The organism is Chitinophagales bacterium, assembly GCA_020636495.1.
Lineage (GTDB): Bacteria > Bacteroidota > Bacteroidia > Chitinophagales > Chitinophagaceae > UBA5543.
In genome coordinates this window covers 1,252,163-1,264,505 of the sequence record JACJXQ010000008.1, presented here as the reverse complement: position 1 = coordinate 1,264,505, position 12,343 = coordinate 1,252,163, and the positions used below count along the sequence as shown (strand labels likewise).

Here is a 12,343-nt window from a genome sequence, read left to right as displayed (position 1 = left end):
GGCTGCAAAGCTAAGATGATGTTAACATTAATCCCACCTTTTAAACCTTTAAAACTTATTTTCGTCTATAACTTGCACCCTATGGTTGAATATGCCTAAGACTATTACAGATACTGACGACAATGCTTTACTGGCCTTATTTAAAGATGAGGACACACGTGAAGCTGCGTTTACGGCGCTGGTACGCAAGTATCAACAGAAACTGTATTGGCATATACGCCGCATGGTGGTGGAACACGAGGACAGTAATGATATTTTGCAGCATGTTTTCATAAAAGTGTGGCGCAATCTTGAAGATTTCAGGGGCGAGGCCAACCTGTATACATGGCTGTACCGGATAGCTACCAACGAAACACTCACCTGGCTGGAGAAAGAAAAAAAACGCCGCTCGCTGCCGTTGGATACCGGGGAGAATATGCTGGCAGAGAAACTGGTAGCACAAACAGGTTTTGATGCAAAAAAACTGGAGTGGAAATTGCAACAGGCCATACAGTCGTTGCCTGAAAAACAGCGCATTGTTTTCAACCTGAGGTATTATGACGAAATGCCTTACACCGAGATGGCGGAAATACTCAACACTTCAGAAGGCGCGCTAAAGGCATCATATCATCATGCTGTCAAAAAAGTTGAGACATTTATTAAAGAAAATTAAACGGTAATAACTTTTATCAGTCAAACAAATAATGGAACGCGAACAAGACATATTAAATGAATTAAAAGACCTTAACAGCACGTTGGCAAGCTACCCTAAAGGGATGCCATACCAGGTGCCTGCCGGTTATTTTGATGGTCTTGCTGCAGACATTTACCACCTGGCATCTGCAGGGGTTGAATTGACAAAAGAGATACCATTCAACGTTCCGGTCGGGTACTTTGACACCTTGCCGCAACAAACACTTAACGCTGCTAAAAAAGCAGATGCAGCGGCAAGCACAGCCACAACACCACGCAAAAGCATATGGCTGAATGTGCGCTGGGCGGCGGCAGCCATGCTCATACTATCTATCAGTATAGGTTCATACAGGATGTTGAATCCGCAAACAATAAGTATACAACAACAGCTCAACGAAATACCTGATGAGGCGATCATGGCCTATGTCCAGGACCATATAGACGAGTTTGATACAGAATACATCATTAACAACCTGGATGGCAATACTACATTGCAAACACAGGCAGGAAATTTAAAAGATGAAACCATTGAAGATTACCTGGAAAATTCCGGGTGGCAATAAAAGGAGTGAACAATGAGAAAGACAGGATTATTTTTATTGACAATGCTGCTGGCGGTTACGACTGTTATCGCTCAGCCCGACCGTGATCATAAACACGATCGGATCAAGGCGTTAAAGATCGCTTATATAACTGAAAAGCTGGACCTTACTTCAGAGCAGGCACAGAAATTCTGGCCGGTATACAATCGTTACGAAAAAGAAAAATGGGACACGCGCAGAAAGTTTTTCGATAAATACAGGAATGAAAATCCGACTGCAAGCAGAGACGCAGCCCGCGAATACCTGGAAGCCAACCTGGACTACCAGGAGAATGAACTGGAACTGAAGAAAAAATACAAAGACGAACTGCTCAAAACCATCACAGCCGAACAACTGGTTGAGCTATACAACGCTGAAACCGGGTTCAGGCAGATGCTCATAAAAGAACTGGGCAAACGTCACGGACCGCCACCATCGGGCAGTAAGGGCAGAAAGTAACTATAGCACCGCCACGGGCGAACCTACATCGTGGTAAAAGAGAAATTTCCAGCCTTCAGCCCTACCCTGCTCTGCATATTGCTCACGCAGTGCTAGCGCTTTTTTACCATTATAGTCATATTTGGCTACGTACTTTATTTTCATCTGCTTTAGTTGCGGTGCTTCATCGCCACCAAAAAATATTTTGTCTTTACCATCGGCGATAAGAAAAACGATATGTTGAGGACTATGTCCACCGGAATGAAAATATTTTATGTAACCATCTATCTCACCTTCTTCTCCTTCCAGCCAGTGCACTTGCGGCGATGTGAGCAAGGGCTCAATTTGCGTAGTATCAAATGAAGGCGAACCTTTATCCATGGCAAACTGCACTTCAGGCTTATAGATATAATACTCTGCCCTTGGAAAGGTGTTTTTTATCAGTCCTTTCTCGTCACGATACACCACACCACCTGCATGGTCTTTGTGCAGGTGAGAAAGCAATACTTTGGTCACATCTTCAGGCTCGTAGCCAAGATGCCTAAGGTTCTCGTGTATCTGCAATACACCATCCCGCTCATAACCCAGGCCGGTATCCAGCATAATAACATCCTTCGCCGTTACTACAAGAAAAGGTTGTATCTCCACGAGCAACGAACCCGTAGGCCTGTCCGTCAACACATCATTATTTAGCCTGAAAGGGACGAACTGCTTATCATGTCCCACTGTAAAAACACCCTCTGATAACGGGAATACTTCTGCCATAAGTGCGCAAAGTTAAGGCATCAGCGTATCATTACCTGCCTGTCAGCATCTAACCTTAACAATATGAATATAAGGATACTGAATGATAACAACGATGTACCCCCATAACTCAACAATGGCAGTGTGATACCTATAACAGGCGCCAGCCCTATGGTCATAGATATATTAATGGCAAAGTGTATAAACAAAATAGATGCCACGCAATAGGCATATACACGGCTAAATGCAGACCTTTGCCGCTCTGCCACGAACAGTATACGCAACATCAGCCCCAGGTATAGCAATACCAGGGCAGCACTGCCTAAAAACCCGAACTGCTCGCCCACCGCACAGAAAATAAAATCCGTGTTCTGCTCTGGTACAAATTCGTTTTTGGTAGAGGTCCCATTCAGGAATCCTTTTCCGCTAAAACCACCGGAGCCGATGGCTATCTTAGATTGCCACACGTTATAACCCGAAATATTGCCACCGCGTTTTTTACCCCTGTCGGCAGGTTCCAGGTAATCATCGGGTACATCTTGCCCAAGGGTAGTGTAGATACGTTCTATCTGGTGTTTCTGCAATACATGTTTAAATGCGAATGGTACGGCAAATTGTGAGAATAATATCACAACCAACCACACGCCTACCAGTACTACACGCACCATCATTTCGCGCCTCAGTGCTTTTCTTATCAATACACCAATAGCAATGGCCAGTCCGGTAACGATATACAACAATGTTATTTTGGGTACCAGCAATGTGGTAAGCGTAAGTACAATAGCTGAAAAAGCGATAATAAGTACTATATGCGGCAACCCCTCACGATACATAGCCAGGAAGAAACATACATATACCAGCGCAAGCCCTGTCTCCTGCTGCAGCACGATAAGTACCGCAGGTGTTAATGCCAGAGCCGCGGCAATAAGCCGGTGTTTTAAGGTATTGAAGTTCGTTTCGGGCGATGAAAGGAATTTCGCTATCGCCAGCGAAGTGAATATTTTATGCACCTCCCCCGGTTGAAACCGCACAGGACCAAACCCAAGCCACGATGCCGAGCCCTTGGTGCCCACACCTATAAATACGGTCAGCAAAAGCAGGAACAGCCCTATAGCATACGAAAGATAAGCTACTGATGAAAAGAATTTACTATCCGTGAACAATATAAGTACACCCGCAAAAAGTGAGATACCTAACCAAACAAACTGGCGCATATGACTCTTGCTCATCATAAAGATGCTCGGGTCTGTACTACGGTGCTCAACTGAAAAAATGGTCACCATGCCTATCAGGCACAATGCCAGGTACATCAGTAACGTAATACTGTCTACCCTGCCGAATACCGTTTTGTTGGTTGTACTCATGGATTATCTATTGTCCGTAAATTTTTCTGTACCATTTATCCATCACCATCGAGTCTTTCACCCGTTGAATACTATCAGTTATACGCCCCTGCTCCAGTCTGCGTTCATATCGCTGCCTGTCTTTCATACGTTGCATCGAGTCTATCGTGTATATATACTGGTTGATGAGATTTGCGCCATACATCTTGGTCTCCAGGTGTTTCCTGTTGGTAGCTATGGTATCATTCAGGTACTTCTCCATCATCAGGCTGGCCACCGGCCCCGCCCATGATGCACCAAACCCCGCATTCTCTACCACAACAGCAATGGCTATCTTAGGATCTTCTCTCGGCGCAAAGGCCACGAATACCGAGTGGTCTTTCATCTTTACCACCGTGCCGCCAACATTGGCTTTGTTCTCTACCGTACCGGTTTTGGCGCATACGTTCACACCGGGCAATTGTGCTACTTTACCTGTACCATGCTCTACCACATCCTGCATACCCAGCGCCACTATCCTAAACACTGTATCCGGTATATTGGTCACTGTATGCTTTACATGATATTTGGCCAGCATGGTATCATGCTCATTTCCACCAATTGATTTCACCAGGTGTGGTGTGTAATAATATCCTTTATTGGCAATAATAGAGAGCGCATTGGTCATTTGTATCGGCGTCAGTGCTATCTCACCCTGCCCCATACCTACAAACAACATATTACAGGAGTTCCAGTTGCCACGGTACATCCGGTTATAAAATGCTGAATCAGGCAACGTGCCACCGCCCTCATAGGGCAGGTCTACACCGGTAGGACGACCGAAACCAAAATCGTAGCAGTAGTCGTGCCAGCGCTGTACGCCCTTTTTCACACTACCATATTTCTTGGCATCTACCATTAGCCTGAGTATATGCACAAAATAGGCGTTACATGAGTGAGCCAGTGCCAGCCTCAGGTTGGCGGCGTGCCCGCCACCGGTGTGTGTACAGCCTATCCGCCTGCCACAACTGTAATAACCGCCCATACACGGATAACCAAACGATGGCGTGATAACACCCGCATCCAGTGCAATAAGTGCTGTCATAGGCTTCATCGTTGACCCAGGGTTATATTCTCCCTTGATGGCCCTGTTATACAACGGATGGGTGGCATCTCTTTCCAGTTTGGCAAAATTCCTTGAACGCTCTGCTCCGCGCAGCAGGTTCGGGTCGTACGACGGTGCGCTCACCATCGCGAGTATACCCCCTGTTTTAGGATCAATAGCCACCACACTGCCCAGCTTGTGCGCCATCAGTTCTTCTCCATATGCCTGCAATTCCGCATCCAGGTACAGTTCTATCGACCTTCCCGCTACCGCCGGTGTATCCAACTGCCCTTTCAGGTAAGGCTCCGTAGGCCGGTTGAAGTTATCGCGCTCCAGGTAATGTATACCCCGCTGTCCGCGCAATACATCTTCGTAGGTATACTCAAGCCCGTTGATACCCAGATAATCACCTTGCCTGTAGGAGGCGTATTTCTCATCCTTCAGTTTAGATTTTGATATCTCTCCTATATATCCCAATACCAGCGCCGCATGCGGATTGGGATAGGTACGTATATAACGTTCGCTCAACTCAAAACCCGGAAATGCATACATATTTTCCTGCAGCTTCGCCGTTTGCTCCGGCGTCAGCTGCTCTATCATCGCAGCTTTGCGTCGCGGTCCGTTCTTTACAGACGCACGATGAAACAACTTTTTATATGTGGTGGTATCTATACCCAGCGCATTGCACAGCAGCATTGTATCCAGGTCTTTAGGCACCTCGTAAGCAGTCACCATCAGGTCGTACACCACCTGGTTATACAACATCACTTTACCTTTTCTGTCATATATAACACCACGTGGAGGATACTCTACTTTACGTGTAATGGCTATATCATTGGCCAGTATCTTATACTGATCATCAAAAACCTGCAGGAATAACAACTTCACCAATATCACGAATGCAATACCGATAAATATCGACCAAATAACGTACCTGCGCGGCGTTGAAGCGAATGACATGCTGGTTGAAGCTGATTAATTGTTACCCCACTACAAACGTAAAAGAAAAAATTATTCTTAAAAAATTTTGGCAAGTTATTCCTGAGATTTACCTTTGCACACCCTTACGGGATGGAAAGTCCGATGGTGTAATGGTAGCACTACAGATTTTGGTTCTGTCTGTCTTGGTTCGAATCCAGGTCGGACTACTTTCAAAAAAGCCTCAGCAATTCATTTGCTGAGGCTTTTTGCTTTTTAACATTCCTCCCTCCTCAAAAAATCTTTTCACATACCTGTAACAAAGCTTGTGTACATTCGATACACTTGAAAACGCACTGCAATGAGAACATTCAATCTATTCATATTATCATTTTTACTCTCCACTACACTATCAGCTCAAATACCACAGGCAGCAGCCGTAGACAGTATTTTTGCTAAATGGGACAAACCCGGCGTACCCGGCTGTGCACTGGGTATTTATAAAGATGGCAAACTGTTATATACCAAAGGCTATGGCATGGCCAACCTTGAGTATGATATACCTAATACAGACAGTTCTGTATTCAGGATAGGCTCCACCGCCAAGCAGTTCACAGCAGCCTGCGTCATCAGGCTGGTGCAGCAAGGCAAGCTAAGCCTTGATAACACGTTGGATAAATTCTATCCTGAATTCCCTGCTTATGCAAAAAAGATAACCATCAGGCACCTGCTCAACCATACCAGTGGCATCAGAGACTACCTCGTTCTGTCTTATCTTAAGGGCGTAGGTGATGATGACTATTATACGGACGATGACGTCATGCAATGGATAACCCGCCAGGCTGAACTGAACTTTGAACCGGGAGCAGAACACCTGTACAGCAATACTGGCTACTGGCTGCTGGGGCAGATAGTAAACAAAGTAGCGGGCATGAATATGGCTGAATATGCTCAGAAAGAGATATTCACCCCCCTTGGCATGAGCCATACGCATTTTCATACCGACCACACACAAATAGTAAGATACAGGGCGACGGGGTACGAACCCGGTGATAGTAATGACTACAAGATATGTATGACCACGCTGGGACTTATCGGTGATGGCGGCATATTAAGCACCATCAAAGACCTGAAAAAATGGGACGATGCATATCATAATGCAACGGTGCTGAACAGGCAGTTCTGGGATATGATGACCACACGCGGCAGATTGAACAGTGGAGATACGATAGATTATGCCTGCGGTCTTGTTGTAGATTCATATAAGGGATTAAAAACCATATGGCACGGCGGCGCATTTGTCGGGTATCGTGCAGAAATGTTGCGTTTCCCTGACCAACACTTCACGGTGGCCATACTGGCCAACAGGGCCGATGCTAATCCCACGAACATGGCTTTCAAAGTAGCTAAGATATTCCTGCAGGACAAATTTGTACAGGAAGAGAAAAAAGAAAAAACAACAGAAGAACAACCCAAAGAGCAGGTAGCATTATTTACAAAAGAACAAATGACCGGTACCTACACTATTCAGCCCGGCGCAGATATGGAGATCAGTATCAAAAACGATTCACTCAATTTTAAACAAAGCTGGAACAATGCCACGAGTAACCTGGCAACAACAGGGGGCAATAAATACACCATACCGGGCGTAAACGATATCAGCTTTACATTCACCGACCTTAAAGATGGTAAAACACAAACCTTAAGTATCGAGCAGGATGGTGATGTGACGGACTGTAAAAGAAAAAAAGACATCAGCCTGTCCGCTACACAACAGAAGGAATATACCGGAAACTACTACAGTGCCGAACTCGATATTACCTATAACGTATATCTTGAAGAAGGAAAACTAAAAATAAAAATAAACGATGATGAAGGAACCGATATGGAGCTATATGATACCGATGGTTTCACCTCCGAAGGACTGACATTCCGCTTTAAACGAAAGGAAGGTAAAGTAACAGGATTTGAACTGGATGCAGGCAGGGTAAAGAACATCAGGTTTGAGAAAAAGTCATAATCAAAGGGCTACCTATGGCAGCCCTTTGCTATACTGTATTCAGCACTATCAGAATTTTATTTTCTCTACCCTGTGAAAAGTAAGGATATAGTAGGGGTTAGGTGGATATATGGTTGCTTCAAAAACCACGTTCGATGTATTGGCCGTCAGCTCTATCACCTTACCATAAAACACCAGGTTGTTATTCAATGCCACATCACCCGGCGCAAATATGACGGTATGCTTCAATGGGTCTATATCCACATCCGAAACATAGGCACCGAATGTTTCCAGCCCACGCTCTTTACCATATTGCCACACCTGCTGTATGGTCATATTAGCTTCATCTACCACAAACTCTACAGCCCTGCTGTACGCGCCCTCTTCTGTAAAATTCCTTGTTTGCCCGTTGTCAAAACACATAATATGGACGGCGGGCATCAATAGCGGGGCATGCTGGTACCAGTTCCATTCAAAATCAGGGTGGTTCACGGCGCCATCTGCCACTGCCGGGTCAGTTATCAGGTTGCCGTTCTTATCAAGCGGCCGCAGCAGTTTCTGTGTCAGGTCCACACCATTTCCGGCCCTATCCCAGCCACGGTGCGGCCCCATGATCCATTTCACGTTGTTGTTCATATCCAGCTTTATCAGCCCCTGGTGCCTGCCCGACACAACTATGCAGTTATCGGCAGGACTGTATTCTACCGCGTTCACATGTATCCAGTCACTCTCGTCAAGCTGCATCGTCATCCTGTCTTTCTGCAACGATTCGCGCAGGTCCCATACGTTCGATACCTGCTTGCTGTTCCTGTTCACCTCGATGATAAAATCCTCTACAGTGCTCAGCCCTGCTTTACTTACCGATACCAGGAAGTTGCCATCCGGTTTCTCCAGTACCTGGTGATGGAACAAATATCCTTGCGACTTCAGATCCCAGGTATTCTGTACTTCGCCAAAATAGTTCACCTCGTAGATGGCATGTGTACTCATATCTCCGAAATACAGGTTGCCGTTCTGCAGCAGCTCCATCCCGTCATCAAATTGCATGTCCTTCAGTTGAGGGTGGTTCGTATAATCAAGGTACCAGCGTATATCTCCGTATTTATCAAAAACAAACGGCTTTTGCGGCTGTAGTTTTTCGGCGTAGCCAAAATAGCTTACCAGTATCATTTCATTCTCACCGTCCGCCGGTGGCACATTGATGTCTATAGCTGGCAGATCGGCCACCACCGGTCCGGTATGTATGGCAACAGCACTGCTGCCCATGCTCTTACCCTGCTCATCATACAGGGTAAGTTCTACAATGTTATCATAGTCGGCATACATGCCCATTACAGGCAGGCTATGCTTATAGTCATACACGTTAAACTCTTTTACGATATCCGAATGGTCACCGTGTTTACCTACTACCCTGATAACGGCCCGGGTTTTAAAAGCGGTTTCCAACTCTATTTTCGCTGTAAGTGGCGCATAGCCCGACGGATTGGTGATGATCTTCTGGCCCTGGATGCCAAACTGGGTAAACCTGTCAGATACATTGCCCGTATAGGTGGTTGTTATATCTTCTCTCTCCTTTTTACAGGCAGATAAAGACAACAATAAGATGAGGATCAGTAAAATATTGTTTGTGCGCATGTTTGTGTCTGAATTTCCTGTCAGACACAATTTATTAACATAAGTTTAGTCTGCCTGGTACATATTTTTTATTATCAATTCCTGAATATAGGCTTTAAAATAATGACAATTTTACGTATATTTGTACAATCAATTAAAGCTCTTTGACTTCATGAAAACAACCCGGGAAAAGAGGATAACAGGAAGGCTTTATACATAACAATAAAACAGCAACTATGTATAAATTAAGATACCCCACCTAAAAAACGTTCAATTTCGATACAAAACGATACAAAAAGACCTGTTTTCAGCAATAGCAATTACCCATATGTATTTATGTAAATACATAATGCAGATAACTGAACAGTAATGCTACCAGTTGAATTTTTCTTTGTCGTTGCCTATGGATATGCCCGTCAGGCCGGTAAGGATGGCATCATTAATACCCAGCCTGAAACCGGTACGTACCTGGCCTGTAGCATCCCAGCCCCGTACCAGGTCCAGGCGCAGCAATTTGAACAATTTAAAGCCGATATTATCAATACCTACAAAGGCCTCGGTGTAGTAATTGTTCCGGTCGATATACAGGGTGTTATTACCAGCTACAAGGGTCCAGCCCAGTTTTCTCAGCAATGGCACTTTGTTGGTCAGGAAACCGTTCAGGTTCCACTCCACATGCCCCTCGCCATAAAGGCTGGCTGTATTGCTGAACAGGTAATAAGGCGCCAATTGGAAGCTCATCAGGTAGGGCGAGGCAACCAACAGCTGATTGTCTGCTATATGCATCATATCAGGCAGGCTTACATAGTTTTTATTTAAAAAACCGCCCGATGCGATATTGTATTGCAGGCTGCCGAATAGTTTCATATTCAGGTAATCGTTCAGCCCGAAACGCCACTTGTCAAAATCCGTTTTACTATTCAGTATACCCGGCACACCCTTGTCATAAACGGCATAAAAAAGCGGCCACTTGCTGCGTATCGGCGACTTGAATTTAGGGTACTGAACATATCTGGTTCCCGGGCGGTACGATACTGAGATGTGGGCAAGAACAGCATTATGTTGTTCCCATACCTGTCCCTGCAATGGTGCCGGCACGTTATCGGTCCATTTTTCAGGGTCATTATTGGCCCAGGTGTAGAAAGTGGTATTAGACAAAGGTATTCGCTGCTCAAAACCGGCTTTCAGCCCAATCCTCAGCCCGCTGCCAAAGTTTCGGTTGAAGAACCCCGCAGCCCGGTAGCTTTCGTAGATCTTCAGGAAGTTCTTGCCATAGCATAAGGCCGCAATGGTATTATATAACTGGGTCACACTGCTGTGTGGATTGTACTGATGGATGTACTTACCACCTTCAACCCCTGTCTCCCAATACCGGCTCAGCCACGCACGGTCTTTTTGCAGGTAGCTGATACGGCTGATGGCATTCAGGTGAGTATTACCAAAACCATAACGAATGGCCATTACGGCACTGAGTGTCTTTCCGGTATCTACCTCATGTTCGTACCATACCTTGGGAGTCACAGCCAGTCCTTCTACGTTGTTATAGGTCACCATTCCCTGCAATAGTGAGTTCGTAGTAATAACACTTTTGTTATTTTTGGTAGCATGGTAATAGCCCCCGTTTATTACATCGCCCACAGTGAACCTGTTGCGCCTGCGGCGGATAGAATCCAGGTACCCGGGCGAGTTTTCAAGGGTATAGATACTATCGCGTTTATGATAATCCTGCACCTCATCCTTTTCAAGGGGTATGATACGTGCACTGTTCCAATATGCAGAATCTTTATCATTGGCCTCACTCAGGTATGAACTCACGATCTTACCGGCAAACATGCTGTCCGGTATCTTGCCGTTCACCTGTTGGTTATCATACACAGCAAGAAAATTACCGTTTATACCAAAACCAATAAGTGATAACTGGATATACTGCACCTGGCTCTTGATCACCCAGGTATCTTTTTTCAGAGGTATGTAGGTTTGCACTACTTTAAGGGTATCTAACAGGTCCAGCCCCGATTTTTTGGTCAAAGTCAGGTCCAGGCTGTGCACCGCCCAATCTTTGTCTACTATATATATAGTGCCATAAAACAAAGGCTCGTAGTCCCTCTTAGGCGTAACGGATATTTTATTAATGGTATAGCCGTCCTGTATGAACTCACCTTCGTAGTGGTATTTATAATAGTTCATCGCCCCATCACTTATAGGCGATATAAAGCCCCGCTCACTGATGTTCCATAAGGGGTTCACATTATTATCGTAAAATGAAACAACGGGTGGCACTCTTGAAATACCCACTCCTTTAGGGTCTCCGCTTTGTTTTACACCGCGAATGATGGTGCGCTCTTTCTTGCCGTCAGCATAATACTCCGCTTCCTGTTCACTCAGGTACAACACCCCCAGCTTGCTGGAATCAGCTCCGCCACCACCTGCTCCTGTTACCTCTTCAGTAGGTATCTTAATACCCAGAATCTTTTCAGGCATTGAGCTGTTACGCAATACGGCCTTCATATATATCGATGTCTGGAAAGCATGTACCTGGTCCTGGTGGAACTTACGCTTTTTGATGGTCTTCCGGATAATGGGATAGGCGGGGTCTTCTGCGTTGGCTTTCACCACAACATTGTTCATTTGTAATGACTGCTCCTGCAATGAAAAGTTGTGCACCAGCTCTTCATTTCCCTTAATGGTTATATTGAATGACAGTTGTTGAAAACCTATATATTGGCACAATACGTTGTAAGTACCGGGTTGCAATACTATGCTATAGTTGGCATCAGCGTTGGCGGTAGTACCTGTAGTAGTACCTTTGATATAGATGGTAGCGTAAGGTAATGGTTCACCTTTCCTGTCAGTCACTTTACCTTTCAGTACACCCGCCAGCAATGCATATGGCGCCAGTATCAGAAGAAAGAATAAGGTGAACTTATTTTTAAACATGAGTTAGTGTATT

General features: G+C 45.2%; 9 protein-coding genes and 1 tRNA gene. 5 read left to right on the top strand and 5 right to left on the bottom strand.

Annotation, left to right across the window (positions count from 1 at the left end; translation table 11 throughout):
• The first annotated feature begins 91 nt into the window (after positions 1-91).
• The 3 genes from H6550_05460 to H6550_05450 are packed head-to-tail and all read left to right on the top strand — an operon-like array spanning position 92 to position 1,712.
• Positions 92-652, top strand: coding sequence for a sigma-70 family RNA polymerase sigma factor (locus tag H6550_05460; protein ID MCB9045568.1), 561 nt, complete (start codon positions 92-94; stop codon positions 650-652).
• Between the two features lie 31 nt (positions 653-683).
• Positions 684-1,235: a hypothetical protein gene (locus tag H6550_05455; GenBank protein ID MCB9045567.1), complete on the top strand. Its 552-nt coding sequence runs from the start codon at positions 684-686 to the stop codon at positions 1,233-1,235.
• 12 nt (positions 1,236-1,247) lie between these two features.
• The gene (locus tag H6550_05450; protein MCB9045566.1) at positions 1,248-1,712 is read left to right on the top strand and encodes a hypothetical protein; all 465 of its coding nucleotides are present in this window, start codon (positions 1,248-1,250) and stop codon (positions 1,710-1,712) included.
• Here the strand turns inward: H6550_05450 and H6550_05445 are convergent, their stop codons facing one another.
• Genes H6550_05445 through mrdA form a run of 3 tightly spaced genes read right to left on the bottom strand, consistent with a single transcriptional unit; the run spans position 1,713 to position 5,822 of the window.
• Entirely contained in the window at positions 1,713-2,456 is a 744-nt protein-coding gene (locus tag H6550_05445; protein ID MCB9045565.1) for an MBL fold metallo-hydrolase, read from the bottom strand. It abuts the gene before it with no gap.
• Positions 2,457-2,476: 20 nt separating this feature from the next.
• Entirely contained in the window at positions 2,477-3,799 is a 1,323-nt protein-coding gene (rodA, locus tag H6550_05440) for a rod shape-determining protein RodA (protein ID MCB9045564.1), read from the bottom strand.
• 7 nt (positions 3,800-3,806) lie between these two features.
• Positions 3,807-5,822, bottom strand: coding sequence for a penicillin-binding protein 2 (mrdA, locus tag H6550_05435; protein MCB9045563.1), 2,016 nt, complete (start codon positions 5,820-5,822; stop codon positions 3,807-3,809).
• A gap of 117 nt (positions 5,823-5,939) precedes the next feature.
• Here mrdA and H6550_05430 point away from each other — a divergent pair.
• Positions 5,940-6,010, top strand: a tRNA-Gln gene (locus tag H6550_05430).
• A gap of 131 nt (positions 6,011-6,141) precedes the next feature.
• Positions 6,142-7,800, top strand: coding sequence for a beta-lactamase family protein (locus H6550_05425; GenBank protein MCB9045562.1), 1,659 nt, complete (start codon positions 6,142-6,144; stop codon positions 7,798-7,800).
• A gap of 48 nt (positions 7,801-7,848) precedes the next feature.
• On the opposite strand, the gene H6550_05420 is transcribed toward H6550_05425, so the two are convergent.
• Together H6550_05420 and H6550_05415 are read right to left on the bottom strand one after the other, a co-directional pair.
• On the bottom strand, positions 7,849-9,414 hold the full coding sequence (locus H6550_05420) for an aryl-sulfate sulfotransferase (protein MCB9045561.1): 1,566 nt from the start codon (positions 9,412-9,414) through the stop codon (positions 7,849-7,851).
• A 351-nt stretch (positions 9,415-9,765) separates the two neighbouring features.
• Positions 9,766-12,330 carry a carboxypeptidase-like regulatory domain-containing protein gene (locus H6550_05415; protein MCB9045560.1) on the bottom strand — a complete coding sequence of 855 codons (2,565 nt, stop codon included), beginning with the start codon at positions 12,328-12,330 and terminating at the stop codon, positions 9,766-9,768.
• Between the last annotated feature and the right edge of the window lie 13 nt (positions 12,331-12,343).